This window comes from Streptomyces sp. NBC_01260, from assembly GCF_036226405.1.
In the GTDB taxonomy this organism is placed as follows: Bacteria; Actinomycetota; Actinomycetes; order Streptomycetales; family Streptomycetaceae; genus Streptomyces; species Streptomyces laculatispora.
In genome coordinates this window covers 8,956,472-8,982,817 of record NZ_CP108464.1, presented here as the reverse complement: position 1 = coordinate 8,982,817, position 26,346 = coordinate 8,956,472, and the positions used below count along the sequence as shown (strand labels likewise).

Below are 26,346 nucleotides of genomic sequence, written 5' to 3'. Positions count from 1 at the left end.
CGCGCCCTGGCCTCCTTCGCCTGGGGTTCGTCCGGCTCCAGCGCTACGACCTCGCACTGCACGGGGTGCTCGATCTCGAAACCGTGGCGGCGCGCGACGGCCGGCCACCTCGGGTCGCCGCGCTTGCCTTCGGTCGCGGGCAGTTCGTAGTCGTGGACGGCCTGGTCGCAGGTGAGCAACACCCGCTCGGTGCCCCCCGTCGAGAAGAACGCCGAGCAGGAGACGATCACGCGCGGTCCGGGCGGCCGCGATGATCTGCCGGGACGGCTCGGCGGTCAGTGTGGCCGGCGGGTTCTCGATCTCCGGGGCCTTGACGATGCGAGCCCTGACCACCTGGTGCTCGCCTCTCGCCGTTACGGCAAAGTCGAATCGCTCCAAAGCTGACAAGGACCCGGCGCAGTGGCTTCCGCCGGCCGTCGGCTCCGGTGCCAGTACGCCGCGGAGTGGACGCCCACCAAACTCCGCTGGAACCTGGCCGCCGACGAGGCCGAACTCCAGGCACTGCAGAACCTGGCCGTCGAGTGCCCGACCACCGTGGTGGTCTACGAGCCCGCTCCGTAAGTGAACCCGCCTTCAAGGGAAAGGACGCCGGTTCGGTGAGCGGTGCTTGTCGGCGCAGGGTGTAGTGAAGGAGGCGGGCGCGGGCGTCGCGGTCAGGCAGGCCGAGGCCGGGGCCGATCGCGTTCCCGGCCGTGTCGTCCGCCTCCGCATGGAAGGCTGCTGTCCGGCCGGCCTGGTTGAGGGTGTGTCCCGGGGTGGCGATCGCGCGCAGCGTGGCGAGGGGTGCGTCGGAGGCGAGGGTGTTGAGGCGTTGTAGGGCATGCGGACCTGGCACAGGCGCCCGGAGCCTATGGTGCGCACACCTGAACCTGGCGGCCGGTCAGCCGGCGGGGGTGACGTAGGCGCGCGCGAAGTAAGTGTCAGCAAGGCGGCCTGAGCCGTGGCGGGTCGACAGCGCCTCCGGAAGACGTCACATGTCATGCGACATCTGAACCGCCGCGCAGGCGGAACGCTATGTTCAATTTCGCTTGCACTTGGCCTACTTACACGTCTTTTACTCCTCGGCATCTTCACATGTACACCACATAGATGGTGCACATGTGAAGAAGAAGCTGAGGAATGATGACGGTTCACAGACCCACGCTTCATGGGCGCGGGCGGCCTTGGTCCGGGGGGAATCTTCGCTTCACAGCGGGGAGTCTGACCCTGGCTCTGGCCATCACCCTGCTCGACAGCACAAGTCCGGCCATGTCTGCACCTCAGCAGGCAGCCTCAGCACCGGAGAAGCCCGCAGCCACCCAGGCAGCTGACATTGCGTCCACGCGGGTGACCGCGCGACTGTCCGGCAAGCGCGTCGAGGCTCTGTCGGAGCGGACGGAAACGTCCACAACGTGGGCCAACAAGAACGGTTCGCTCACCACTGAGCTGACGGCGGGTCCGATCCGCTTCGAGGACGAGACCACCGGTGCGTGGCGGGACGTCGACCTGGATCTGGTCCGCGGCGCGGATGGATCCGTGGAGCCGAAGGCGCACCCCCGCGGACTGAAGATTGCGGGCAGGACCGGCGGTCCCACTGCCTCGCTGAAGGCAGCGCAAGCCTCCAAAGCCACGGACCTGGTCACGCTCGGCGAGGGGGATCAGCAGATAACTCTGCAGTGGAAGGGCGGCCTGCCCGCGCCGAAGCTGGACGGCACGCGTGCCGAGTCAAGCAGAAGCCCACCACTGACACCTTCTCCTACACCCTGCCGCTGAGGGCCAAGGGCCTCAAAGCCAAGCAGCAAGCCGATGGCAGCGTGCTGTTCACCGATAAAATCAACAAAAAGCAGGCGCTGATGCCGGCGCCGGTGATGTGGGACTCCACCGTCGACAAGCGATCCGGTGAGCACACCCGCCGCGTTCCCGTCGCGATGAAGGTCGTGCCCAAGGGGTCCTCGGTCAACCTGGTAATCACACCGGACGCGAAGTTCCTCGCCGACCCCAAGACGAAGTATCCGGTGACGGTGGACCCCTCCACCTCCTCCCTCTCCAGCGTTTTCGACACCTATGTCCAGCAGGGCGAGACCGTCGACTGGTCGAACGATGTAGAGCTGGACTTGGGCAACCCGGGAACGAAGAACGCCGACGGCACCTTCCGCACCGCGCAGTCCTTCATCTCCTGGAACACCTCGCCAATCCAGGACGCGCTCGTATCCGATGCGAAGCTGTCCCTGTGGAACTTCCACTCGGGCAACAACGTGGACTGCAAGGCATACCCGTGGGAGGTATGGTCGTCCAGCGCGGCCTCTACGTCCAGCCGGTGGACGAACCGGCCCACCATGACGACCAAGAAGGCCACCTCCACCGAGACGCGCGGCAACACCTCGTGCACCACGCAGCCGGACGGGTGGATCAACGCCAACGTCACGACGCTGGTACAGGAAAAAGCGGGTCAACTCCGCCAACGCTGCGTCCAACCCGCCCAAGCTGGTCGTCACCTTGAACCGTTCCGGGTTCGGTAGAGACTCTAGATTGTGGCTGTGACCTGCGGTTCTTGGGTGTTCTGTTGGTAGTAGGTGGCTTCGTATTCGACTGGTGGGACGTGTCCTATTTCACCGTGGAGTCGTCGGTGGTTGTACCAGTCGGCCCATTCGGCCGTGGCCAACTCGACGTCGCTCAGGGCCTTCCAGGGACGCTGCGGTTTGATCAGCTCGGTTTTGTACAGACCGATGGTCGATTCCATCAGGGCGTTGTCCAGGGCGTCGCCGACGGTGCCGATGGAGGCCGCGATCTGTTCGGACGCCAGGTGGGCGGCGAGCCGGAAGCTGGTGTATTGCGAACCGGCATCGGAGTGATGGATCAACTCCCGTGCCATCACAGGGGTGTTCGCGCGGTCACGTTGCCACAGGCCCATCTCGAGTGCGGACAGCACCAGCGGGGTCTGCTTGTTCGTCGCGGCGGACCAGCCGACAATCCGGCGGGAGAAGGTGTCCACGACGAACGCGACGTAGACGGTGCCGGACCAGGTGGCCACGTAGGTGAAGTCGGCGACCCACACCCGGTTGGGGGCGCTGGCCACGAACTGCCGGCCCAGCCGGTCCGGCGCCCGGTCGGCTTCCTTGTCCGCCCTGGTGGTGACGATCTTCTTCCCGCGCACCGCCCCCGTGAGGCCCTCGGCTTTCATCAGGCGCTCAACAGTGCACCGCGCCACCTGATGACCTTGCCGCTTCAGCTCGGCCCAGATCTTGCGGGCCCCGTAGACGCTGTAGTTGTCCCGGAATATCTCCACGATCAACGGAGCCAGTTCCGCGTCCCGCATGGCACGGGCTGACAGCGGGCGCTTCTTGTGTGCGTAGTAGGTGGACGGGTGGATGCTGCAATCGTGCTCGGTGAGCGTCCTGCAGATCGGCTCGACTCCGCCGAAGCGGTCCCGTTGCTCGTCGATGAACGCTACGAGCGTGTGTGTGGCCGGTCGAGCTCGGCCGCGAAGAAACTCGCCGCCGCCTTCAAGATCTCGTTCGCCCGCTTCAGCTCGGCGACCTCCTTCTTGAGGGCTTTGAGCTGGGCGGATTCCTCGGTCGTTGTCCCGGTCCGAGCACCGGCGTCGACCTCGGCCTGCCGCACCCAGTTGCGCAGGGACTCCGGCCCGATGTCGAGCTTCGCTCCGATCGAGCCGATAGCCGCGGACTCGGTCTTGTACTGATCACGAGTCTCCAGGACCAGGCGCACGGCCCGCTCCTTGAGCTCCTTGGGGTATTGCTTCGCCATAACGGACTCGATCCTTCCAAAAGATCGAGTCTCGATCAAACCCGGAACGGTTCACCTACAACTACAGGCCGCGGACAGGCGCCAGGCAGGAAGCCGGACCCCCGTACTTCTCCTTCGCCGGCGCCTACACCGTCACACCCACGCTGCGCGACACGTTCGTCGATGCCAACGGTGACAAGGTCAACGGCACCTTCCAGATCTTCGACAACGCGACCAACACGCAGGTCGGCGATGTCATCGTCTCTCCATACGTCCCCTCCGGGCAGGTCGCCTCGGTCACGGTGCCCTCAGGCGTGCTGAGCAACGGCAAGACCTACAAGTTCCGCACCTCGCCGTATGACGGCAGCCACTACAACCTGGGCTGGTCGGCGTGGAAGACGTTCACCATCGACACCAGCTCTCCCTCGGCCCCGACGAAGATCACTTCGACGGACTACCCGTCGGACAAGTGGATCAAGGGCGCGGGGCAGGCAGGTACCTTTACCGTCACCCCGCCCGCGGCCGACCATAACTGGCTGGAATGGTCACTGGACGGTGTGACCTGGTCCAAGGTCGCCACCGGCGGCGCGAGCGCGGACAAGAGCATTTCCGTTAACCCGCCGAAGAACGGCACCCACACCCTTCAGGTCCGGTCCGTGGACAAGGCCGACAACAAGTCGGAACCCGTCGAGTACACCTTCCACGCCGGACCTGGCGGATGCGTCCAGCCAGCCGACGGTGAGCGCACCGCGCGCCGGGTGCCCTTGGTTGCCGAGGCCGAAGCCGGCAAGTACGACAAGGTGTCCTTCTCGTGGTGCCGCTCGGAGGCCGACGCGTGGACGAAGATCCCCGCCGGTCACGTCACGGCTGGGGGAACACCTCTGACCGCGTGGCCGGTGCCACTGACGAACGGCAAGAACGCTGCTCTGGTGTGGAACGCCACCGAGACGGTCGACCCTGATGGTTCGGTTCAGATCAAGGCCGACTTCACCGGCCCGTCCAGCGCCAGTGGCGAGACCCAGCCGCTGGCAGTCGTAGTCGACCGCAACGCTGATGGCACCGCAGCAGCCGAGGCCGGCCCCGGCTCGCTCAACCTCCTCACCGGCGACTACACCCTGTCAGGTACCGATGTATCGGTGCTGGGCATGACGGTCACCCGCAGTGTCTCTTCCCGCTCACCGAACGCCGGCGCCAAGCAGGACGGCCAGGCGCCGATCTTCGGCAAGGAGTGGCTGGCGGGAACACTCGCCCAGGCGGTCCAGTCGGACTACTCCGAGCTGCGCAAGACCTCGGCAACCTCTCTGGACGTCGTCACGGCCGACGGTGAGACGTTCTCCTTCACCGCCAATGCGGCCAAGACAGGATGGGTCCCCGAGCCCGGCAGCGAGGAGCTGACCCTGAAGGGTTCTCTCGCATCTGGTGACTTCACCCTGTCGAACACCGACGGAAGCGTCACCACCTTCAGCCCCGTGGCGGGTTCGAGTACCGCATGGCCCGTCTCCCGCTCGCTGATCGACGGGCAGGCCAACTCCACCACCGAGGTTGTCTCCGAAGCCGTCACCGTGGACGGCAAGGTCCTGGCTCGGCCCAAGCGCGTCATCGCCGCGACCAGCGCGGTGACGCTCGGCACCTGCGAGGCCACCCCGTCGACCCGTGGCTGTCGGGTTATGGAGTTCATTTACGCCGCCTCCACCACAGCGACCGGCTCGTCCCTGGGCAACTTCAAGGACCAGGTCTCCGAGATCCGCATGTGGGCGACGTCCCCCGGTGCCTCTGCAGCCACCGCGACCGCCGTGGCGTCATACACCTACGACGACGCCGGGCGTCTGCGTGAGACCTGGGACCCCAGGATCAGCCCTGCGCTGAAGATGTCCTACAGCTACGACAGCACGGGGCGCGTGACCCAGATGAAGCCCCCGGGGCAACTGCCGTGGAGCTTCAGCTACGGCAAGGTGGGTAGCGACCCGCTCTCCGGTGAGGGGATGCTCCTCAAGGTCACTCGCCCGACCCTCAAGGCCGGATCCGCCGGGGAGACGGACGGCAGCACCGCGCAGACATCCATCGTCTATGGCGTTCCGCTGACCGGGACGAAGGCACCCCATTTGCTGGGCGCCAGTGACGTCAAGGCATGGGGGCAGCTTGAGGCGCCCACCGACGCCACGGCCGTCTTCCCCACCGACGTGGTGCCCTCCTCGAATGACGGCCAGGCGCTGACCGCGGGCGACTACCGTCGCGCCATGCTGCATTACCTCGACGGCTCCGGCCGAGAGGTCAACACCGCTGACGCCGGCAAGAACATCACCACCACCGAGTACGACCAGTTCGGCAACGCGGTCAGGGAGTTGTCGGCAGCCAACCGCGCCCTGGCGCTCGGGAGCACCGACACGGCCAAGGCGCAGCTCGCCGATCTTGGTATCGCAGCCCTGCCCGCAGCGGAGCGAGCGGACCTGCTCTCCAACCGCGGCATCTACAACGCCGACGGTTCCCGTGAGGTCGAGACGCTCGGTCCCCTGCACCGCGTCGTGCTGGCAGCGGACCTGAAGGAAAGCGCGACCACGGTGGCGGCCTCGGGCGAGCAGGCCATCGCCCGGCACCGCACGGTCAGCGAATACGACAACGGGCGCCCCACCGACGGCACGGCATCCGTCTCCGACAAGGTCACCAAGAACACGGTGAGCGCGCAACTGCGCAACTGGCCAGCCCTCACGGCTGACGCGCGGGTCACCCAGACGGTCTACGACTGGGTCAAGGGCCAGCTCACCAGCACCATCCAGGACCCGGGCGGTCTGGCCATCACAGAGAAGGCCACGCACGACAGCTCCGGGCGCCTGATCAGCCGCAGCCTGCCCGCTTCCGGCGGAACCGACGCCGGCACCCAGATCACCGACTACTACACCGGTGACGGCACCGGCGTCTGTGGCGGAAAGCCCGAATGGGCCGACGAGGAGTGCCGCACACGCCCAGCCGCCACGGTCACCGGCGGCGGATCCAACCCCACCGAGCTGGTGACCACGACCGCCGAGTACGACCGGTGGGGCGAGACCGCCAAGCTGACCGAAACCGCCAACGGAAGCACCCGCGTCACGAGCACCACCTACGACGCCGCAGGCCGCGCATCCAAGGTCACCATCAGTGGAGGGACCGGCACTGCCGTCCCGGCCGTGACCACGACGTACAACCCCGACAGTGGCAAGGTCGCCACGATCACATCCACCGACGGTGGAACGGTCAAGAAGGGCTACGACCAGCTCGGACGGCTGATCTCCTACACCGACGCCGACGGCGGAGTGACCACCAGCCAGTACGACGCCGAAGGGCAGCCGCTCCTGGTGAGCGACAACATCCCCTCCAGCACTGCCTACGGCTACGACACCACGGCCGACCCCCGGGGACTTCCCACCCCCATCACCGACTCGGTAGCGGGTAAGTTCACCGTCACCTACGACGCCGATGGCCAGGTCCTGACCCGGAAACTGCCCGGCGGCTTCACCATGCGCCAAAACACCAACCCGGCGGGCATGCCCACCGACCGCAGCTACAGCCGCGACAGCGACGGGGAAGTCCTCTTCTCCGAAACCATCGTGCCCACCGATCCACGGGCAGCGCTCCTCCTACACCGGCTCCGCCGGCCAGACCGCCGACCAGACCTACACCTACGACAAGGCCGGCCGACTCACCCGGGCAGCGGACGACGCGGTCGACGGCACCCGCGTAACCCGCAGCTACGCCTTCGACAACAATTCCAACCGCAAGACGCTGGCCACCGCGGCCGCGGCCTCCGGACTGGAGTGCACCACCACAGGCGCGACGACCACCAGCCACACCTACGACAGCGCCGACCGCCTGGTCGGCGCCGGCTACACCTACGACGCCTTTGGTCGCACCACCACAACCCCCAGCACCACGTTGGCGTACTACACCAACGACCTGGTCCGCCAGCAGGCCACCGGAAACCAGCGCCAGATCTGGACCCTCGACTCCCAGCTGCGCTCCCGAGCCTGGACGGTCGAGACCAACGCCTCGGGCACCTGGACCAAGACCCAGTCAAAACTCAACCACTACAGCTCCGACGCCGACACCCCGCGCTGGATCGTCGAAGACACCGCCACCGGCGCCCTGACCCGCAGCGTCAACGGCTTCGACGGCCAGCTCGCCGCGACCACTGCCAAAACCGGCGGAACCATCCTGCAACTGGTCAACCTGCACGGTGACGTGGCAATCCAGCTGCCCACCACCGCCGGACAGGCCGCCACGGTCCTCAACACCGACGAGTACGGCAACCGCGCCGCGGACCAAGCCGCCACCCGCTATGGCTGGCACGGCGGACAGCACCGCTCCGGCGAGACCCTCACGGACCTCACCCTCATGGGCGTGCGCCTCTACAGCCCCACCCTGGGGCGCTTCCTGTCCGCAGACCCGGTCCCCGGCGGTAGCTGCAACGCCTACGACTACGCCTGCGCCGACCCGATCAACAACGAGGAAGTGACCGGCTGGAGCTACGGCAGCTGGCAGAACTACAACTACCACTGGTTCTGGGACGTCGTCAGCGGCGACTGGGGCCCGCTGCCCATCACGTCCTGGAAGCGCCAGTACAAGTACCGCAAGCAGTACGTCTTCAAGTGCAAGGTCGTGGCCTGGTACGGCTGGGGCCGGCAGAAAATCCTCGCGTCCTTCGAAACCCGCTACCAGTACTCCTACCGCGACCGCACCACGTACCGCGTCGCATGGTCGGGCTACAAGTGGACCCGCACCGGCGGCTGGAGCTGGACCCGAACATCACGGACCTACGTCTCCTCCTACAGCATCGTCTACACCAGAGGCTGATCCGGGCACCGACCGAACCTGAGTAATGTGGCGCTCCGCGGATCCCTCTGCGGAGCGCCACATTCGCTTACAGCCTTCAACAACTGGTGAAGGCCTGCCCGCCCTCGCAGACCCGCACCGGAGACACTCATGCTGTTCGTCATCGCCATCATCGGAATCTCCATACTCGGCTTCACCCTGTGGCACTCGGTGCGCGTTGCCAGAATGCGCGGCCTGCCCGCGTGGCGCAGATTCTTCCCTCTCAGCCTTCTTGTGCTGTCCATCGCAGCCAGCCTGCTGCGAGCCGCCGACATCCCCCAGGTCGCGAACGCTGTCGCCTTCCCCCTGCTCCTGGCCGCGATCGCGGTGTCCCTGATGGAAGTACGGGCCGAGAGCAACCGGCGCACATCAACGGTGACGCAGTAGAAGACCCACACCCGAAACGCTTCTGGCACGGGAGGACCCGCCCCATACGCCCGGTAGTTCCGGCTCGGACACCAGGGAGCAAGTAGCCCGCTCGTCAGCGCCAACGACCCCTCTCTGTCAAGCTGGGGTGAGACATCCCGCTCTGTTGTGACCTGCTCCTCCTAGCGTGGAGCCTTATTGATCCGGAACGCTTTGCGTTCAGGCTCGTTGATGGCGTGTGAGTGATCTGGTGGGGGACGCGCGGACCTGGTCGCCGGACGCGCAGGAGGCCGTGCGGTTGCTGGCGGTGTCGGCGCTCGCGGAGGGCCGGGACCGGGTGGAGGTTGCGGACCTGTTCAAGGTGTCGGTCAGGGTCGTGGACAACTGGTGGGCGAGGTGGCAGGCCGGCGGGCGGGACGCGCTGCTGTCCCGGCCGCGGGGCCGACGCGGGGTGAACATCAGGTTCTGTCCGAGGCCGAGCAGGCCGCCGTACGGCAGGCTGTCCTCGATCACACCCCATCCGGCCTGGGGCCTTCCGGTCAGCTGTGGACGCGGGGGCAGATAGGCCGGCTGATCTTCAAGCTGTACGGGGTCCGCTTCACCGAGCCCGGGGTTGGCAAGTAGCTCAAGCGCTGGGGGCTGACCTTCGCGGACGGTGTCCTCGTCGGCGGCCACGAGATGGGCGATGACAGGGACGGTGTTGTCGCCCGCAGAGGCCGGCAGGATCATCGCCCGCCGGTAGCGCGCGCTGTTCGTGTTGCCCCGCCGGACGATCTGCTGCAGCTTCTGCCCCTCATAGTCGGCGATCCTGCGGACTTGAACCCGTGCTGTCGCCACGTCTCCTGACGCTGAATCGGGTCGATCGATCCCACCCGATCACATCGGCAGCCAGACAGGACACCCGTGAACCGGTGAACCTTCCCGGTCGCAGCACAATCGTGTTGACCGCCCCCGGCAGGCAGTGCTTGAGTCGGCGCGTGGACAGCATTTCTACCAACCGGCGGTTCTGGAACCAGATCAGCAGCGCCTACCAGCACAAGCACGACCCGCAGATCGGCGCCATGCCCCGGCTGTGGGGCACGTACGCCATACCCGACGCGCACCTGCACGCCCTTGGCGACGTCACAGGCAAGCGCGTCCTCGAACTCGGCTGCGGCGCCGGCCAGTGGTCCAGGGCGCTCGCCGCTGAGGGCGCCACCGTGGTCGGGCTCGACCTGTCCGAAGCCCAGCTCGCCGCGGCAGCTCGCGCGATGGGAGCGGCCCGCTACCCGCTGGTGCAAGGCGCCGCCGAACACCTCCCGTTCGCCGCCGACAGCTTCGACCTGGTGTTCTGTGACTACGGCGGGCTTAGCTGGGCTCCCCCGCACCTGGCCGTCCCGCAGGCCGCACGCATCCTGCGCCGCGGTGGGCGCCTGGTGTTCAATGTCGCCAGCCCATGGTTCGAAGCCTGCTACGACGAAGCCGCCAGCCGCGTAACCACGACGCTGCACCAGGACTACTTCGGGCTGGACACCATCGCCGAAGACCAGGGCGCGGTCAGCTATCAGCTCACCTACGGCGCCTGGATCAAGGTCCTGCGCGGCGCAGGTCTCGTCATCGACGACCTCATCGAGCCGCGGCCCGAACCCGGAACAGCCAACGGCTACAACCAGACCGACCCGCCTGACTGGGCATACCGCTGGCCGGCAGAAATGCTCTGGGTAACCCACAAACCGTAAGCACCGCCGCACCGGGACGTGAAGGTATCTCCTCCCCGGTAGGCCCTAGCCGTACGGGTTGAGTGCCCAGAAGCGGACGGTGTCGCTGCGACGGTCAAACCACAGTTTGGTGGAGTAGCCGCTGCCGTCGCGGTCAAGCTCGTGCGACCGGATCCACTGGGGGTTCTCCGGCCCCTCGCCCTTGAGCGGCTTCTCGAACCACGAGGAGAAGTCATCGGCCGGCCTCTCGGAGACGAAGGCGTGGGCCGCCGTCAGCTCGGCAAGTTTCCCCGGTGTCAGCCGGGCGAAGCCCGACATCACCCGCTCCGGCGACGGTACGCCCCGATCGTTGTCCCGGCTGCTCACCCACTTGGCGTCGGTCAGCGGGCCCAGCAGCGGGAACGCCCGCTCCAGCGGTGTGGTGTTCGGTGTGCCAGTCCCCCTTGGCCCCGTTCGCCACCTGACGCAGGGCCCACCAGCCGGGTAGGACCGCCAGCCCCGCCCCGATCCCGATCACCTTCCGTCGCTCCAACGCGATCCCCCCATGCCTGACTTCGGGGGCACCTTATCTGGCTCGAGCACCTCACCCGGACCACCCATTGATCACAAGCAAATACGCGCCCTAGGACGTGTTTGAGATGTCGATCAAGGTCGTGAAACGATCTTCAGATGTCTCGTGGCGACCTGACGGATGCACAGTGGGAGCGGCTGGAAGCGGTGTTGCCGCTGATACCGAAGATGGGCCGACCTCCGAGGGATCGGCGGCAGGTCTTCGACGGGATCTGGTGGCGGGCCCGGACCGGCTCGCCTTGGCGGGACCTGCCCGAGCGATACGGCCCCTGGGAGACGGCGTATGCGGTGTTCCGGCGATGGCAGATCGACGAAACATGGGCCCGCGTCCTAAAGAAGTTGCAGGTCAAGGCAGACGCAGACGGGATCATCGAGTGGGAAGTCTCGGTCGACTCCACCGTCTGCCGGGCCCACCAGCACGCCGCCGGGGCCCGCAAAAGGGGGCTGACGATCCAGGCCGGACGCGTCCGAATGGCCTCGCGGCCGAGCCGGACGACCACGGCCTGGGACGCTCGCGCGGCGGACTGACTACCAAGATTCACCTCGCCGTCGATGCCTCTTTCCACGTCCTCGCAGCCGTCATCACTGCTGGCCAACGGGGCGACGCGCCCGCCTTCGTGCAGGTGATGGAGCGAATCCGTGTTCCCCGGGTCAGCGGTGGACGCCCCCGCACCCGGCCGGAACATGTGCTTGCCGACCGGGCGTACTCCTCCCGTCAGATTCGCTCCTACCTGCGCAAACGCGGGATCGCGCACACCATCCCGGAGAAGCGGGACCAGGCCGGACACCGGCTCCGCCGCGGTTCTGCCGGCGGCCGTCCTCCCGGCTTCGACCGCGAAATGTACAAACGCAGGCACAAAGTCGAGTGCCGGATCGGCCTTCTGAAGCAGGCGAGAGGCGTCGCGACCAGATACGACAAGCTCGCTGTCCGCTACGAGTCGACCGTTCAGCTCACCCTCATACGGCAGACGCTGTGACCACATCTCAAACACGTCCTAGGTCCTGTTTCTCGGATCATGTACGGAGCCAGATCATGAGTGCTGCGAGTGTGACGGTGCCGAGGTAGATGTAGGCGCGTTTCTCGTAGCGGGTCGCGACGGCGCGGAAGCCTTTGAGGCGGTTGATGGTGCGTTCGACGGTGTTGCGCTTCTTGTAGAGCTCGCTGTCGAAACCGGTAGGCCGACCGCCGCGTGAACCTCGGTTCTTGCGGTGTCTCTGCTGGTCGAGACGTTCGGGGATGGTGTGCCGGATTCCGCGTCGTCGCAGGTAGCGGCGGTTCTTCCGGGACGTGTAGGCCTTGTCCGCCAAGACATGGTCGGGCCGGGTGCGTGGCCGGCCGACTCCGGCTCGCGGCACCAGAACCTGTTCCAGCACCCGCTCGAGCTGGGGTCCGTCTCCGTAGTGTCCGGGTGTCAGGACGAAGGCGAGGGGCCGGCATCGTCCCTCGGCAACGAGGTGGATCTTGGTGGTGAATCCTCCGCGGGAACGTCCCAGACATTCGCCGACCTGACCACCTCCTCCAGGCGGATGGTCAGTCTCCGCAGTACCGGATCGACCTGGTTCGTCCCCCACTTGGCCCCCTTGAGGGACGGCGGCCGGGGGCGCTTTCCTCGCACCGGCGGCGTGCTGGTGGGCTCGCACGGCTGTCGAGTCCACCGACACGTCCCAGTCGATGCCGCCCTCGGCGTCCTCGGCTACCTGGATGCGAGACAGCAGCATCTGCCAGGTTCCATCGGCTGACCAGCGACGATGTCGTTTATAGACCGTCTCCCATGGCCCGAATCGCTCCGGCAGATCCCGCCACTGCACGCCGGTCCGCACCCGGTAGAGAACCCCGTTGATCACCCGGCGGTGATCGCTCCACCGACCTCCACGCGTACCACCAGGAGGTAGGAACGACTCCAGCCGATCCCACTCCGCATTCGTCAGATCCCCACGGCCCATGAACCCAGCCTGGCCCCAACACCCCTCGCAGGTCAGGAGATCCGAGAAACAGGACCTAGGACAGGCTGAAGCCCAGGCCTACACCCGCGGCAGGATCAGCGCCTACGTGGGCCAGATCAACACCACATCCGACAGCGGACACCTCCAGCGCCTGGAATCGAATATCACCGTCGCCCAGCAACTCGTCCAAGGCCTCGACGACAGGCTCACCCACGGCCTCAGCCGGCACCCTTCCCCGCCACACCCCATACCGCGAACCAACAACACACCAGGCCAGCAGCCGCCCTGCGCACGAACAAACCCCCTCCCAGCGTCACGGGCTCTGCTGGGGATTCGGGATGTCGAGGACGGCGAGTTGGAACTGCGACAGTACGTCGCGGGCCGGGTATGGGTGTCCAACGAGGGACCGCGGGCTCTGTTCGACCGCGCGGTGACGCGGCTGCGGCGCAACCGGTGCCTGCTGCCCGGGATCACCCGGCTGGCCTACCTGGGCACCGAGGTCCGTATCGCCGAGCAGGCCCTGACGGTTATGCGAGGGACAGCCGACAGCACGTTGTATGTCTTGTCTTCGAGGAGCCTCACATGACTGCAGAACTGGCCGGATCCACCGCTCTTGTGACCGGCGCCACCGCTGGCATCGGCCGGGTCATTGCCCTTCGCCTGGCCGCCTTGGGGGCCTCGGTCGTCGTCCATGGGCGGGACGAGGAGCGCGGTGCCGAGACCGTCGACGAAGTCACCGCCGCAGGCGGAAACGCCCGGTTCGTTGCCGCGGATCTGAGCAAGCCTGAGGAGGTGCTGCGTCTTGCGGTTGAAGCAGGCGAGGTGGACGTTCTGATCAACAACGCCGGCATCTATCGGTTCGCCAGTACCCCGGAGACGACAGCCGAGATGTTCGACACTCATATGGCCATCAACTCGCGTGCGCCGATGCTCCTGGTCGGTGCGCTCGCACCGGCAATGGCCACACGGGGACGCGGCGTCATCGTGAGTCTGAGTACAGGGGCAGCCACCACGCCGGTCCGGGGCGCGGCAGCCTATGGGGCCTCCAAAGCCGCGCTCGAACTCCTCACCCGCGTGTGGGCTGACGAGTTCGGTGCCCAGGGTGTCCGCGTGAACGCCGTGGCCCCCGGCCCTGTCCATACCCCCGGGACGAAGGAGATGGGAGATGAAGCCCTCCAGGTGATTGGGCGAACCACCGTGCTGAGGCGGGTCGCAGAGCCTGAAGAGATCGCGGAAGCAGTTCTGTTCCTTGCTTCCTCCCGCGCCAGCTACATCACCGGCACGGTCCTTGAGGTTCTCGGCGGACAACTCGCGATCGGCTGACTCCAGGGGAGGCGCTGCTACTGATCGACGCCATGCACCACCATGTGGTGGAAACGGCGGGCCACGGTCAGCAGGAAGACCCTCAAGCGGAGGGCGCCCCGGGGCAGGACCGACATTCACCCCAGTGGGCGAGTGCTCCCGCCGACCCTAGCCCTTGATCGCCATCACCTGGACCGAAGCGGGACAACTCACCCTGCACCTCAGGGCGTCTCGCTACGCGGGCCGAACCAAGATCAATCTCATCGTTACGGCCGGGCAGGTTCTTGACCTGGCGGGCGTTGACGAGGATCACGTTCAGATCGTCGGCCAGCACGTAGGAGAAGGGTTTCCAGTAGTCCGGGGTCGCCTCGATCACCACCAGGGTGACCTCGGCGGCGAGCAGGTGGCCGAGCAGGGCCAGGACCGCGTTCGTCGTCGAACCCCAGGTCGTGGTCCCGTCGGTGAACGATCCCCGCCGCTTTGCACTCGGGGTCCGGACGCACACCTTGGCGTCCTTCTTGCCGATGTCCAGGCCGACGCACCGTTCGTGCAGTACGTCCATGCTCCCGCTCCCTCCCGGTCGGTATGCCGTTCCGGGAGGGCCAGGGTGAATCAGGAATTCTGACGCACGTGCTCACAGCAATACTCCACGGTCCCCGTGAACGCCCCCAGCACCACGCTGACCTGCGAACTCACAGGCATCACAGAGACATCGGTTTCGGCCGGAACGAACCCCACCAGCATCCCGAACCGGCAACATCCCACGTCAGAGCGGACAGAAGCACCCCCCAGCGCACGCCACGGCATTTACCACACCCCCGGCGCGCACCGAAGGTACGCTGGATCGCTGACCTGTGCGGATGGACTGCACGTGGCCCTGATGCCGGTCTGGTGCGGGCCCCAGCGGGGTGTTCTTGCCGCGCCCGGTGCCGCCGTCACGGATAAACGCACCGTTGGCCAGACCGAGAACGGTCACGCTCTCGCTCTTCCGCCCCACCAGGGTCACCGTCCGACTCCCACCTGGTGTCGCGTGTTGCCAGACCGGCCGTATCGCGCCACACCCCGCTCCCTGTGAGGTGCGGGGTGTGGCCGATAGCGCCTGCGTCATCCAGCGCGCAGGCTGGGGGCATGGACACCATCGCGCTTGGAGACGTGGAAATCACCCGCGTGGTCGAACTGCCTGCCAGAGGCAGCGCCCGCGACTACATCTTCCCCGACGTGCCCATCGAGCACTGGGAGGCGCATGAGAACTGGCTCGTCCCCACTTTCCTGGACCAGGCCGCCGACGAGGTCCGCACCATGATGCAGACCTGGCTGATTCGCAGCGAGGGCCGGACGATCCTGATCGACACCGGAATCGGCAACGACCGGGAGCGCCCGGCCATGCCGGCCTTCCACCATCTGAACACCCACTACCTCGATGAGCTGGCCGCGGCAGGCGTCCGCCCGCAGGACGTGGACACGGTGATCTGCACCCATGTCCACGGCGACCACGTCGGCTGGAACACCCGCCTGGCAGACGACGGGGAGTGGCGACCGACCTTCCCCAACGCCCAGTACGTCATCTCGCGCGCCGACTTCGACTACTGGAACCCGGCCAACGGACACCGGACCCGCTCCGGCCCCCAGATGGCCAACGTCTTCGAGGACAGCGTCGCCCCCGTACACCAGGCCGGGCAGACAGTGCTGTGGGAGGGCGAGCACTACGACATCGACGCCCAGCTCCATATCGAGCCCGCCCCCGGCCACACGCCCGGCTCCTCCGTCGTATGGCTGCGGTCGGGCTCGGACCCGGCAGTGTTCGCCGGGGATCTGCTGCACAGCCCACTGCAGATCGCGGAACCGGACGACTGCCCCGGGTTCGACGAGGACGAACCCCGCGCACGGGACAGCCGGCGCCGCCTGCTGGGGGAGGCTGCAGACCGGGGCGCCCTGTTGTTCCCCGCGCATTTCCCCGGACCGGGCGCAGCCGAGGTGCGGCGCGTCGGCGACCGGTTCGCGGTGAAGAAATGGGCGGCATGGCGGTAAGAGTATTCCGCGGCGTCCCTTACGCGGGCCCGGCCGGGCACGGCGCGGTTCACAGCACCGACACATGCGGACGGCCGACTCGGAGCCGGCATCCGGTGGCCGGGGCCGACGCAGGGCGCCGGACTGATCAGACCAGCGTCCCGACGGGGCCTCCTCGGGGCTCCCCAGTCGTTGTGCTGCGTATGACGCCGAACGGGGCGGTCTCGGCCGCCATCACGCGGGTGAAGCCGTCCGCGGCGTACTTCGCCGCCTGATAGGAGCCGAGCCCCGGGGTACCGACGGCACGGCCGCCGATGGAGGAGAACTGCACGATCGTGCCGCCGCCCTGGGCACGCAGGACCGGGAGTGCTTCGGTCGAGACGTTGTAGGCGCCCCAGAAGTTCGTGTCGAACTGGCGGCGGAAGTCGTCCTCCGGCGTGGTCTCCACGGCCGAGGCGTCGGCGTAGCCGGCGTTGTTGACCACGACGTCGACCCTGCCGCCCCGCTCGAGGGCCGCCCGCAGGCCCGCAGCGGCGGCGGACCGGTCGGTCACGTCGAGGACGACGGAGTGACCAGAGCTGGTTTCCTGCGGGCCCGCAGTCCCAAGGCCAAAGCCACCCGGGAGACCGAGATCCTCTCCGCGGCGGCACACCTCGCCACGGCGAAGGGCGTACGGGAGGTGACCATGACCGCGATCGCCGACGAGGTCGGCATGCACAAGTCCGCGATGCTGCGCTATTTCGAAACGCGCGAGGACATCTTCCTGCGCCTGACCACCACCGCCTGGCACGACTGGTCGGCCGAGGCACGCGACCGCCTCAAGGAGACCGCCCCCTGCCCCGACAACGCCTCCAAGGAGTGGGACGAAACTGCCCACTCGATCGCCCCCAGAGCTTTCCCAGTCACTGGTGGCGCGACCGCTGTTCTGCGACCTGCTGGCACACACCCCGCTAAACCTGGAACGCAACGTCTCCACCGACACCGTCCGGACGTTCAAGAAGGGCGCGATCACCGAGGTCGAGCGGACCGCCGACACGCTGTCCGCGATCACGCCGCTGGAGGCCGACAGGCGCGAGCAGTCGTGACGACCACCACCTCGATGGCCGGCGTCCTGTGGCAGATGGCCGCCCCCGGCACCCAACTGCGCGCCTTCTACGAGAGCGAACCCGAACTGTCCCGCTCCGTCGTCGATGTCGAACGCCCGCCTGACCGACATCCTGACCGCGCTGCTCACCGGCTACGCCATCGGCTCGAGCCGGCCCACCGAGAACTGAGGAACCCCCGTGCCACGCCATGGCCCTCGGACCGGCGCCGTTGCCACGGATTCAATTATCCATCAGTGGTAGACCGGGCAGCACCTTCTCGATGGTGATGGGGAAGTCGCGCACGCGCACGCCGGTGGCGTTGAACACCGCGTTCGCGACCGACGCACCGGCCCCGCAGATGCCCAGCTCGCCGACGCCCTTCGCGCCCAGGACGTTGGCCTTGTCGTCGTACCCGTCAAGGACGACTGCGTCGACGTCGGGGATGTCGGCGTGGACCGGCACCAGGTATTGCGCGAAGTCCCGATTGACGAAGGCGCCGGATCGCAGGTCGACCACGGCCTCTTCTTCGAGGGCCGCGCCGGCTCCCCAGATCATGCCGCCGATCAGCTGCGAGCGAGCCGTCTTGGCGTTGAGCACGCGGCCCACCGAGAACACGCCGAGCATCCGCCGCAGACGGATCTCGGCGGTGTCCGCGTCGACCCCCACTTCAGCGAAATGGGCCCCGTAGGTGTTGATCGAGTAGTCCGTGTAGTTCGGATCGTCGCCCATGAAGCGGGTATCGCCTTCCGCCTCGACACCTTCCGGATGGTTGCGTGCGACGATCTCGTTCAGCGCCTCGCACGCGCCGCCGATAGCCACGTTGCCGTCGGAGAACACGGCGCCCGCCGGGTCCAGGCCGTGCAGCGGGGAGCGCGTGTCGTCGCACGCCGCATCCAGGAGCTGCTCGCGCAGGGCCATACACGCACCATGCACCGCAGTGCTCGAGCCGGCGGCGCCCCACGAGCCGCCGGACCCCCAGCTGGTGGGAAAATCGGAACGCCCGAGCTCGATCCGCACCCGATCGGGCGGCAGCCCGAGCCCGTCGGCCGCGACCTGGGTCAGGACGGTGTACGTGCCCGTGCCGAGATCGGTCATATCTGTCTGGACGACGGCGGTGCCGTCGGCCTCCAACCGCACCCGCGCCGCTGTCGGCCCTTGGAAGTGTCCGCGGATGGCGGCCGACATGCCGTAGCCGACCAACCACCGCCCGTCGCTCACACTCGCCGGGGCAGCGGGGCGGTGCTCCCAGCCGAACCGGCGCGCGCCTTCGCGCAGACACTCGACCAGGTGCCGGTCGCTGTACGGCACGTCTCGCTCGGGATCGACGGTGGGCTCGTTCAGGATCCGCAGCTCGACCGGGTCCATCCCGAGCGCATGGGCCAGCTCGTCCATCGCCGACTCGACCGCCAGCATGCCCGGCGCTTCGCCCGGCGCGCGTACGTCCGTCCCGGGCGGCAGATCGAGCGGCGCCAGCCGGTGGCTGGTCAACCGGTGGGGCGCGGCGTAGAGGCTGCGGGTCGTGGCGGCGGTCTGCTCGGCGTACTCCACGTCAGGGTTGGTGTGCATGGTGACGTCATGGGCGATCGCGGTCAGCCGTCCGTCCTGGTCCGCGCCCAGTCGAACCCGCTGGCTGGATGTGGGACGGTTGCCGACGAGCTGGAAGATCTGCTGCCGGGTCATCGCGACCTTGACCGGTTGGCGCAACTCGCGAGCGGCGAGCGCCGCCAGGATCGTCTCGGAATGGACGCCCAGCTTGGAGCCGAATCCCCCGCCGACGAAGGGGGTGACGATGTGAACCCGCTCCGGGTCGATCCGAAGCGTGCCGGCGACCGAGGCCCGCGCCGCGTCGACGATCTGGCAGCTGACGTAGACGACCAGGTCCTCGTCGCGCGGTTCCACCAGACACGCGTGCGGTTCCATCGGCATCGAGAACTCGTACGGCGTCGAGTACTGCTGGTCGACCTTCACCGCCGCGCTGTCGAATCCGGCATCGAAATCACCGACCGCAGTGTCGGTGGGGATTCCGGCGTTGACGACTTTCGGGATGTACACCTCCTCTTCCTGCTCGGCAAAGTTGAAACGTCCCCGCCCGCCGCTGTATTCGACTTCGACCAGATCGGCCGCCGCTCGGGCCTGTTCGAGGGTCGTGGCAACAACGAGTGCCACCGGCTCGCCGTAATAGTGGATGTCGGGGCCGGTCAGCACCGGTTGGGCGCGCCAGTATTCGAACGGAACGGACTCATCACGGACACCCTGCATGGGGGCGTTATGATAGGTCATCACCATCTTTACGCCGGGTGCGCGTTCGGCGCTCTCGGTGTCGATCCGGGTGATGCGGCCTTTGCCGATCGTCGCGCCGGCGATGACCCCGTAGAGAGGTTGGCCGGCCCCCCACTGCTCGTAGGCGTATGTGGCCCGGCCGGCGACCTTCAACGGGCCGTCGACGCGGTTCAGAGCTTGCCCGATCATCTCGTCTCCTCAGCTCGCCTGAGCCGCTTGCGCCAGCGTGCGGCACAGCGTGCGCCTGGCCAGCTCGATCTTGAAGTCGTTGTGCCCCTGCCCCACGGCGTCGCGCATCGCGGCCTCGGCGGCGGCGCGATAGGTGACCATCGTGGCGGGACGGCCGGTCAACGCGGCCTCCGCCTCGATGGACCGCCAGGGCTTGTGCGCCACACCGCCGAAAGCCACTCGCGCCTCACTGATCGCTCCCTGATCGGTCGAGACGACAGCCGCCACGGAGACCAGCGCGAACTCGTACGACGCCCGGTCTCGCACCTTGCGGTAGATCTGCCGGCCCGACAGGGGCGGGGGAAGGAGCACGCTCGTGATCATCTCGCGAGGACCCAGCACGGTCTCGATGTGCGGCGTATCGCCCGGCAGCCGGTAGAAGTCTGCGATGGCGACGCGGCGTACCGACCCGTCGGCGTCGAGCAGCTCGATCTCCGCCTCCAGCGCGGTCAACGCGACGGCCATGTCCGAGGGGTGGGTGGCGATGCAGGAGTCGCTGACGCCGAGGAGGGCGTGAATCCGGTTGAACCCGCCGATCGCCGAGCATCCGGAACCGGGATCCCGTTTGTTGCAGCCCGCAGCCGTGTCGTAGAAGTAGGGGCAGCGAGTACGCTGCAACAGATTTCCACCGGTGGACGCCTTGTTGCGCAGCTGGCCCGAGGCACCGGCCACCAGCGCCTCCGACAGCACCGGGTAGCGGGTACGCACTCGGGCATCGGCGGCCACATCGGAATTTGCCGCCTGTGCCCCGATACGCAGTCCGCCGTCGGGGAGCTCATCGACGCCCCGCAACGGAAGCCGACTGATATCGACCAGATGGCTGGGCTTCTCGATGTCGAGCTTCATCAGGTCGAGCAGGTTGGTGCCGCCACTGATGAACTTCGCGCCGGTTCTGGACACCGCAGCGACGGCGGCCTGTGCGTCGGTTGCTCGCTCGTACGTGAAGGATCTCATTCCGGGCGGCCCACCGCGATGCCACGGATGGCCGCGACGATGTTCGGGTAGGCGGCGCACCGACAGATGTTGCCGCTCATCCGCTCGCGGATCTCCTCATCGGTCAACGCGATCCGCAGCGAGGCCACGTCAGCGGTGGCGTGGCTGGGCCAGCCCGCCTCCACCTCGGCGAGCATGCCGACAGCCGAACAGATCTGGCCGGGAGTGCAGTAGCCACATTGGAAGCCGTCGCGCTCGACGAAGGCACGTTGCATGGGGTGCAGACCATCGGGATCGCCCAGGCCTTCGATCGTCACGATCTCATCGTCCTCATGCATCACGGCGAGCGTCAAACAAGAGTTGACGCGTCGGCCGTTGATCAGCACGGTGCAGGCGCCGCACTGCCCGTGATCACACCCCTTCTTGGTCCCGCTCAGGCGCAGGTGCTCGCGCAGCGCGTCGAGCAGCGAGGTCCGTGGATCTACCTCAAGCCGTCGCACCTGATCGTTGACGTTCAACTCGATCGCCGAGAGTTGGGCCATCTCGCCCTGGCTCCGCCCAGCGGCGCCCGTATCCGAATCACTCACCACAGCCCTCCTTCCTCGCTGGGTGCGGGTGTCACCCTGGGTATGCGTCGCCACCGTGGGGCGCGCTCCTCCTCAAGGTCTCGCAAAAACCGATGGACCGCTCGTCGGAAGGTGCTCAACCGCGCCGCCTTACCCGGCCGGGCGTTTCTGCGCGGCAGCCCGGCGCGCATCCCGCGCAGCCACCCCGCGAACCGGCGCCGGGCGGCGAAGATGCTCTCGAATCAGCCGGGTGGCAATGTGCGGTGGAGACTGACCACGCTCGATGAGCTGGCTTTCGGATCCGCGATCTGCTTCTCAGTGAAGCGGAGAGTCGATAGTGGCGGCGGGACCCGCGCACCTGGGTCAGCCGGGCCGGACAGGGAGCGTGGTTCGTGGGGCAGCAGTGGAGGGCGAGGCAGCCCCGATTCCGTCCCCTTCCCCGAAGGGGGCGGAATCGCCGCCCCTCACAGTGAGCGGCTGACAGCGTGCAGGCCGGACGGCAGCGGAAGCCAACGAGCTCGCACAGTCCCGCCCGAAGCCCCTGTCGGTCAGATGGTCGGACAGTCCCGGACGCGCGAAATCCCTGCCCGGTATCCCACTCGTCCGGCTTCGGGTTCGCCAGTGCCCACAGGATGGGCAGCCCGGTCTGGTTACCCACCAGGTACAGGCGCAGGCGTCAGAAGAACCGGGAGTGCGAGGCGCAGTACCCGTGTCCGGCCCAGCCGGCCGTGTCCGACCGCTTCACCGTCGGACGCGAGCGACCGCACTCCACCGGCGTGGAGTCGGTGATCGAGTGGCGGCGTCGCGTTCCGTCTTGCGCAAGCAGTCCCGGCACAACGTCGCTGTCTTGTCTCTCACCGGGTGACCGCAGCCAGTGCACACGCGTGAGCAGGTGATGCACCGGGCGGTGTCCTCCTGGAGGACGCGCTGTTTGGTCGCAGCGGGGGCAAGCGGCCCTGGCCGCAGCCTCTTTCTGCCAGGCCGTGCAGCGACAGCAGTACTGCCGGTCGAGGAAGCCGACCGGGGCTCCGCAGCCGATGCAGTCGCTCTGTCCGACGCCCACGATGTCACCCGGGTCAAAGCGGCGGCACTGAACGGCCGCGGGCGGTGGCCGCTCGGGGCAGTTCAGCGACTGGCCGTGCGGGGCGGCAGGGTGCTCGACGGGGGTGGTGTCGACCTCGAACGCGTCGTTGTCGGTGGCCACAACCGGTGGCGCCTTGACGGTGGTAGCCATGCTGCTACCCCTGCTCCTGCCAGCCCTGCGGCGAATCGAACTCGGCACATCCAAAGCAGACTGAGCCCGTGCCTTCGGCCAAAAGTGCTCCACAGTGCCCGGCCGCCCGCCGTGGCGACGGCCGGGTCGAGGAGTTCGCCGTTCATGGGCCGGTGAACAGGTCGGCGTGGGTCCGGACGAAGTCGGCCACTTCCGAAGAGGGCCGCCCGGTGACCCGCTCCACACCGTCCGCCTCGCGGTCATACCGGTTCTCCGCGTGGAGGCGGGCCATGGTGGAAATGTGCTGGAAGACGTGATCCGGCAGCCCAAGCGGCCTGAGATCGTGGTCGATCCACTCCTGCAGAGGAACGTCGCGGTAGCCGACCGGCCGGCCCAGGACTGCGGAGACCTGCGCCGCCATTGCGGTGATGCCCTCCGAACGGGGGCCGGTCAGCTCGTAGATCCGCCCGATGTGCGGAGGCGGGTCGGCCAGGACCTCTTCCACGACCGCAGCGACGTCGCCGGCCGCCACCGGGGAGGTCTTTGCCTCGCCGAAGGGCAGACTGATGGTGCCCGTCTTCGCGATCGAGGAGAAGCCGACGCGGAAGAGCGGGTTCTCCAGGAACACGGTTGGCCTGATCTGGACAACGGGCAGGCCCGACCAGTCGAGGACCTGCTCGACCAGCCACTGCTGCCGCTGCTGATCCGACTCGGAGGTATGGGTCAGGTCCATCTCGGCGACGGTCAGCTGTGACATGTTTACGAACACCTCCAGGCGCCCGTACGCGCGCGCGACGACCGCTGCCGTCAGGGCCGCGTCCAGGTACTGCGCCGACACGCCCATGCCGAAGTACATCCGCCCGCAACCGTCCAGGGCGCCGGCAACCTCGCCCGCACGCGTCAGGTCTGCGACCACGACCTCGGCGCCGGTCGCCCGCAGCGCCCGTGCGCGATCGTCCTCGCGACGTACCGCGGCCCGGACGGGCAGGCCGCGTCGCCGAAGGCCCTCGACGACGGAACGTCCGACGGCGCCGACACTGCCCGCGGCACCGGTCACCAGGACGGGCAGCGCACTGGCTCCCGGGGGGTGGTCCATAACGGCAGCCTGCGACGCACACGGCCAGGACGCAACCGAAGCCATCCACCCGATGAAGCGGAGCCGCTCGGCGGAGCCTCCTCGGGTACGCGGGTACGCACCGAGAAACCAGGCAAGCCCCGGCTCAGGTACAACGGAACGGCGGTTGGCGAAGGCGAGGATGAGCCGTGTGGCCGGGGTGGTGGCTGCCGCGACGGACCGGTCGACCTGAGCGGGGACGAGCGGTTGCGGCACGTCGTACTGGTACTGCCCGGCCTTGATCCAGCTGGTCGGGTTGCGGAAGATCAGTCCTGCCCGCTTGGCCCAGGTGAACAGTGATCTCGGGGCGACGAGCTGGTCGTGGCTGCCGCCGCGAAGCCCCGACAGTTACTGGAAAGTAATTTGTGGGTGAGCCGATGCTCAGGGGATGGGTCTTGATCGAATCGCCTGCACTTGGAAGTCCTTGAGCGCGACCGCGTGCTCGATGATGCCGCGCAACGACGGCGGCAGTTGGTTCCGCAGGCCCTCGACGACGATGATGCCGGACTCGCCGCCCGCGACCTGGGCAGCGGACATCATGTCGGCGTGTGAGTGAAACCAGGAGGTGCCGGTGGGCCAGTGCCGTCCGGGCGGCACGCTCGCCCGATGCCCGGAGAGACCCTACGACCCGGACAATCCCACCGCAGACGCGTACTGCTGGGGCTGGCACCGCATCCTCGTCCCCGCCCATCAACCGAGTGCCTTCGAAGGAGAGGACGGCCTGACCCTCACGCCAGTTCATCTTGGAGGCCGCACCGTTCCAGCGGGGCGGTTACCACGGCTGGCTCCCGGGCGCGGCAGTGGCAGATGTACCTGGCAGCTAACGGACCTGCCGTGGACGACCAGGAGCGCGCACCATCAGTTCGGCAGGGCGACCGGAAAGATCGGCGCACCGAGGACCGTCCGGCCTCGGACGTGCGAGCTGAACCGAAGGAGAGGCGCGGGAGTCGAATGATCGTCCTCGAGACCCGTGCCCGGGAAGCGGAGACCGTCGAGGTTGCGCTCGACGCGTCAGGTAACCAGATCCCGCAGTGCCGCTTCGGCTGTGGCATGCCCGCAAGCATGTCGGGACCGGAGTGGCAACGGGAGCACTGATCGTGCCGCAGGAATTACGAGGAGATGCAAGGGTGCGCAAGGAGGTGGCGTGACGTCATTCCGAGCTGATGGCCCGCCGACCGTCAACGCTCAGGCTTACGCCGTAGAGACAGTCGCCCGCCACCGCGAGGAAGCCTGACAACCTGCCCGGGCCGGTCCTGTGTGGTCGGCCAGGGCGGACGACTACCCATCACTTTCACAGGGGGAATCATGACCGACACCACCGATGACCAGGCGCCCGAGCCGACCCCAGACCCCGAGGACACACAGAGATCTCTACGTCGGCGCGTCGCTGACCGTTGGAACAGTCTCAACGTCGCGGGTAAGGCAGTCGTGATCGGCGGCGTGGTCATCACCGTGGTGGGAGGCATCATCGTCCTTGCGGGCGCTCGTAGGTCTTCGGCCGGGCCTGAGTGCGACGACGACAGTGACGGCAACGACGAGAGCAACGACGACAGCCCAGTCGTCCCGGAACTCATCCGCCGGGTCACCAACCACATGGGCGGCTACGTCCTGTGCAGCCACGGACCGTGCACCAAGAAGATGAGACCCTCCATCACCGGGCATGACTGTTGCGGCCGGTGCAGGACCAGCCGAAGCCGGGACTGCTCGGAGGTCGCACGGCGCGACTACGACGGCCCCGGCGGATTCGCCCACGACTACTTCGAGGGGCTCCTGTTCCCCGGCGTCTGCGTCACCTGCGGGGAGCCGCCCGAAGGGCACTGGGTGCTCGACGGGGCAGCCACCCGCCTCCTCTCGCCGTGATCATGTTCGTCTGGCCGTTCCTGTTCGAGTGACGGCTGAGGTTCGGCCACCGCCGCGGGGGTGAGCGGGACCATGTGTACCCCGTGTGGCGCCGTACAGCCACCTCGTCACGCCAGACCCCCGCCGTACCGGCCGGATCGCGCCCTGGCGTACCTGACGGCCCGTCCGGACCCTTTCAGTCATGGGGGACACCGAAAACACCGAACCCGGGCCGGGCAACTCAGACGACGCACTGCAGGCACTCCGCGAAGGCGTCAGCGCCCCACCACCCCCCGAACCACCGAACTGCCCGCACTGCGGCCTCACACAAGACCGCTACCCCACCCTGTACGACGGGCACTGGGTTCTCCTCGAACCCGACGTGATCGCCCCCGCCCACCATCTGCCGCCGCGCCGCCGATGGGTCATCACCGTGGACGGCATCGCGGTCAACACGTGGGACGCCGAGCCCACACCCGGAGCCGAATGCCGGGTGGCACACCGAATGCTCTGCCCGCACCTCGAACCCGCCCCCTGGACGTGGCCATGGGGTACGGCGATGCGCAAGGAGAACGAGCGCCGGGCCGGCCGGCTGTTCAACCTCCCGGACCTACGGGACCTGCCCGATGCCAGCTGA

At 67.5% G+C, this 26,346-nt stretch carries 19 protein-coding genes and 6 pseudogenes; 13 read left to right on the top strand and 12 right to left on the bottom strand.

Going from position 1 to position 26,346, the window contains the following annotated elements; genetic code table 11:
• The first annotated feature begins 171 nt into the window (after positions 1 to 171).
• The 3 genes and pseudogenes from OG322_RS40000 to OG322_RS39990 all read left to right on the top strand — a co-directional run.
• Entirely contained in the window at positions 172 to 384 is a 213-nt protein-coding gene (locus OG322_RS40000) for a hypothetical protein (RefSeq protein WP_164494447.1), read from the top strand.
• Positions 341 to 561, top strand: a pseudogene (locus tag OG322_RS39995) (HNH endonuclease); the annotation flags it as partial. The gene OG322_RS40000 and the pseudogene OG322_RS39995, both read left to right, overlap by 44 nt.
• Before the next feature lie 687 nt (positions 562 to 1,248).
• Positions 1,249 to 2,481 (top strand): annotated as a pseudogene (locus tag OG322_RS39990) (sugar-binding protein); the annotation flags it as partial.
• 22 nt (positions 2,482 to 2,503) lie between these two features.
• Here OG322_RS39990 and OG322_RS39985 read toward each other — a convergent pair.
• Positions 2,504 to 3,744, bottom strand: a protein-coding gene (locus OG322_RS39985; RefSeq protein ID WP_260147196.1) for an IS3 family transposase whose coding sequence is annotated in 2 segments (ribosomal slippage) — positions 2,504 to 3,471 and positions 3,471 to 3,744 — 1,242 coding nt in all. Because the reading frame shifts where the segments join, the coding sequence is not laid out codon by codon here.
• 35 nt (positions 3,745 to 3,779) lie between these two features.
• Here OG322_RS39985 and OG322_RS39980 point away from each other — a divergent pair.
• Together OG322_RS39980 and OG322_RS39975 are read left to right on the top strand one after the other, a co-directional pair.
• Positions 3,780 to 8,547, top strand: a pseudogene (locus tag OG322_RS39980) (RHS repeat-associated core domain-containing protein); the annotation flags it as partial.
• A gap of 129 nt (positions 8,548 to 8,676) precedes the next feature.
• Positions 8,677 to 8,952 carry a hypothetical protein gene (locus OG322_RS39975; RefSeq protein ID WP_123465953.1) on the top strand — a complete coding sequence of 92 codons (276 nt, stop codon included), beginning with the start codon at positions 8,677 to 8,679 and terminating at the stop codon, positions 8,950 to 8,952.
• 623 nt (positions 8,953 to 9,575) lie between these two features.
• Here OG322_RS39975 and OG322_RS39965 read toward each other — a convergent pair.
• Positions 9,576 to 9,768: pseudogene (locus OG322_RS39965) on the bottom strand (IS630 family transposase); the annotation flags it as partial.
• A 140-nt stretch (positions 9,769 to 9,908) separates the two neighbouring features.
• On the opposite strand from OG322_RS39965, the gene OG322_RS39960 reads away from it, so the two are divergent.
• Positions 9,909 to 10,649 carry a class I SAM-dependent methyltransferase gene (locus OG322_RS39960; protein ID WP_329305888.1) on the top strand — a complete coding sequence of 247 codons (741 nt, stop codon included), beginning with the start codon at positions 9,909 to 9,911 and terminating at the stop codon, positions 10,647 to 10,649.
• Between the two features lie 45 nt (positions 10,650 to 10,694).
• Here the strand turns inward: OG322_RS39960 and OG322_RS39955 are convergent, their stop codons facing one another.
• Positions 10,695 to 10,994 carry a hypothetical protein gene (locus OG322_RS39955; RefSeq protein ID WP_329305889.1) on the bottom strand — a complete coding sequence of 100 codons (300 nt, stop codon included), beginning with the start codon at positions 10,992 to 10,994 and terminating at the stop codon, positions 10,695 to 10,697.
• Between the two features lie 303 nt (positions 10,995 to 11,297).
• Between OG322_RS39955 and OG322_RS39950 the strand changes: the two genes are divergently transcribed.
• Positions 11,298 to 12,175, top strand: a protein-coding gene (locus OG322_RS39950; protein WP_370375188.1) for an IS5 family transposase whose coding sequence is annotated in 2 segments (ribosomal slippage) — positions 11,298 to 11,643 and positions 11,643 to 12,175 — 879 coding nt in all. Because the reading frame shifts where the segments join, the coding sequence is not laid out codon by codon here.
• A 37-nt stretch (positions 12,176 to 12,212) separates the two neighbouring features.
• Here the strand turns inward: OG322_RS39950 and OG322_RS39945 are convergent.
• Positions 12,213 to 13,142, bottom strand: a complete 930-nt coding sequence (locus tag OG322_RS39945) for an IS5 family transposase (protein ID WP_329307685.1) — start codon at positions 13,140 to 13,142, stop codon at positions 12,213 to 12,215.
• On the opposite strand from OG322_RS39945, the gene OG322_RS39940 reads away from it, so the two are divergent.
• Together OG322_RS39940 and OG322_RS39935 are read left to right on the top strand one after the other, a co-directional pair.
• A complete protein-coding gene (locus tag OG322_RS39940) occupies positions 13,141 to 13,728 on the top strand; it encodes a DUF4158 domain-containing protein (RefSeq protein ID WP_329305890.1) in 588 nt (195 codons plus the stop codon). The genes OG322_RS39945 and OG322_RS39940 overlap by 2 nt on opposite strands.
• Positions 13,725 to 14,465: an SDR family NAD(P)-dependent oxidoreductase gene (locus OG322_RS39935; RefSeq protein ID WP_123465943.1), complete on the top strand. Its 741-nt coding sequence runs from the start codon at positions 13,725 to 13,727 to the stop codon at positions 14,463 to 14,465. Before OG322_RS39940 ends, OG322_RS39935 begins: the two co-directional genes overlap by 4 nt.
• An 82-nt stretch (positions 14,466 to 14,547) precedes the next feature.
• Here OG322_RS39935 and OG322_RS39930 read toward each other — a convergent pair whose 3' ends face one another.
• Positions 14,548 to 15,006, bottom strand: a complete 459-nt coding sequence (locus tag OG322_RS39930; protein ID WP_266412970.1) for an IS110 family transposase — start codon at positions 15,004 to 15,006, stop codon at positions 14,548 to 14,550.
• Between the two features lie 566 nt (positions 15,007 to 15,572).
• On the opposite strand from OG322_RS39930, the gene OG322_RS39925 reads away from it, so the two are divergent.
• Complete coding sequence (locus tag OG322_RS39925; protein ID WP_329305891.1) at positions 15,573 to 16,472, top strand: MBL fold metallo-hydrolase; 900 nt, start codon at positions 15,573 to 15,575, stop codon at positions 16,470 to 16,472.
• A 184-nt stretch (positions 16,473 to 16,656) separates the two neighbouring features.
• On the opposite strand, the pseudogene OG322_RS39920 reads toward OG322_RS39925, so the two are convergent.
• Positions 16,657 to 17,016 (bottom strand): annotated as a pseudogene (locus tag OG322_RS39920) (SDR family NAD(P)-dependent oxidoreductase); the annotation flags it as partial.
• 343 nt (positions 17,017 to 17,359) lie between these two features.
• Between OG322_RS39920 and OG322_RS39915 the strand changes: the two are divergent.
• The gene (locus tag OG322_RS39915) at positions 17,360 to 17,536 is read left to right on the top strand and encodes a hypothetical protein (protein ID WP_241200390.1); all 177 of its coding nucleotides are present in this window, start codon (positions 17,360 to 17,362) and stop codon (positions 17,534 to 17,536) included.
• 240 nt (positions 17,537 to 17,776) lie between these two features.
• On the opposite strand, the gene OG322_RS39910 is transcribed toward OG322_RS39915, so the two are convergent.
• From OG322_RS39910 to OG322_RS39885, 6 genes and pseudogenes are all read right to left on the bottom strand, one after another.
• Positions 17,777 to 20,005, bottom strand: coding sequence for a xanthine dehydrogenase family protein molybdopterin-binding subunit (locus OG322_RS39910; protein WP_123465937.1), 2,229 nt, complete (start codon positions 20,003 to 20,005; stop codon positions 17,777 to 17,779).
• Between the two features lie 9 nt (positions 20,006 to 20,014).
• Positions 20,015 to 20,998 carry an FAD binding domain-containing protein gene (locus tag OG322_RS39905; RefSeq protein WP_123465935.1) on the bottom strand — a complete coding sequence of 328 codons (984 nt, stop codon included), beginning with the start codon at positions 20,996 to 20,998 and terminating at the stop codon, positions 20,015 to 20,017.
• Positions 20,995 to 21,564, bottom strand: a complete 570-nt coding sequence (locus OG322_RS39900) for a 2Fe-2S iron-sulfur cluster-binding protein (RefSeq protein WP_398912400.1) — start codon at positions 21,562 to 21,564, stop codon at positions 20,995 to 20,997. Before OG322_RS39900 ends, OG322_RS39905 begins: the two co-directional genes overlap by 4 nt.
• A gap of 562 nt (positions 21,565 to 22,126) precedes the next feature.
• Positions 22,127 to 22,333: pseudogene (locus OG322_RS39895) on the bottom strand (IS982 family transposase); the annotation flags it as partial.
• A gap of 586 nt (positions 22,334 to 22,919) precedes the next feature.
• Positions 22,920 to 23,852: an NmrA family NAD(P)-binding protein gene (locus OG322_RS39890; RefSeq protein ID WP_123465933.1), complete on the bottom strand. Its 933-nt coding sequence runs from the start codon at positions 23,850 to 23,852 to the stop codon at positions 22,920 to 22,922.
• A gap of 399 nt (positions 23,853 to 24,251) precedes the next feature.
• The gene (locus OG322_RS39885) at positions 24,252 to 24,407 is read right to left on the bottom strand and encodes a hypothetical protein (protein ID WP_266412963.1); all 156 of its coding nucleotides are present in this window, start codon (positions 24,405 to 24,407) and stop codon (positions 24,252 to 24,254) included.
• Positions 24,408 to 25,175: 768 nt separating this feature from the next.
• Here OG322_RS39885 and OG322_RS39880 point away from each other — a divergent pair.
• Positions 25,176 to 25,730: a hypothetical protein gene (locus OG322_RS39880; RefSeq protein WP_241200389.1), complete on the top strand. Its 555-nt coding sequence runs from the start codon at positions 25,176 to 25,178 to the stop codon at positions 25,728 to 25,730.
• 181 nt (positions 25,731 to 25,911) lie between these two features.
• A complete protein-coding gene (locus OG322_RS39875) occupies positions 25,912 to 26,346 on the top strand; it encodes a DUF6083 domain-containing protein (protein WP_123465929.1) in 435 nt (144 codons plus the stop codon).

Excerpts from the sequence above, each read along its gene's own strand:
- OG322_RS39925 (WP_329305891.1), top strand. The coding sequence starts at position 15,573 with ATGGACACCATCGCGCTTGGAGACGTGGAAATCACCCGCGTGGTCGAA.
- OG322_RS39975 (WP_123465953.1), top strand. The coding sequence starts at position 8,677 with ATGCTGTTCGTCATCGCCATCATCGGAATCTCCATACTCGGCTTCACC.
- OG322_RS39935 (WP_123465943.1), top strand. The coding sequence starts at position 13,725 with ATGACTGCAGAACTGGCCGGATCCACCGCTCTTGTGACCGGCGCCACC.
- OG322_RS39905 (WP_123465935.1), bottom strand. The coding sequence starts at position 20,998 with ATGAGATCCTTCACGTACGAGCGAGCAACCGACGCACAGGCCGCCGTC.
- OG322_RS39875 (WP_123465929.1), top strand. The coding sequence starts at position 25,912 with ATGGGGGACACCGAAAACACCGAACCCGGGCCGGGCAACTCAGACGAC.
- OG322_RS39885 (WP_266412963.1), bottom strand. The coding sequence starts at position 24,407 with ATGTCCGCTGCCCAGGTCGCGGGCGGCGAGTCCGGCATCATCGTCGTC.
- OG322_RS39910 (WP_123465937.1), bottom strand. The coding sequence starts at position 20,005 with ATGATCGGGCAAGCTCTGAACCGCGTCGACGGCCCGTTGAAGGTCGCC.
- OG322_RS39940 (WP_329305890.1), top strand. The coding sequence starts at position 13,141 with ATGAACCCAGCCTGGCCCCAACACCCCTCGCAGGTCAGGAGATCCGAG.
- OG322_RS39930 (WP_266412970.1), bottom strand. The coding sequence starts at position 15,006 with ATGGACGTACTGCACGAACGGTGCGTCGGCCTGGACATCGGCAAGAAG.
- OG322_RS39890 (WP_123465933.1), bottom strand. The coding sequence starts at position 23,852 with ATGGACCACCCCCCGGGAGCCAGTGCGCTGCCCGTCCTGGTGACCGGT.
- OG322_RS39945 (WP_329307685.1), bottom strand. The coding sequence starts at position 13,142 with ATGGGCCGTGGGGATCTGACGAATGCGGAGTGGGATCGGCTGGAGTCG.
- OG322_RS39880 (WP_241200389.1), top strand. The coding sequence starts at position 25,176 with ATGACCGACACCACCGATGACCAGGCGCCCGAGCCGACCCCAGACCCC.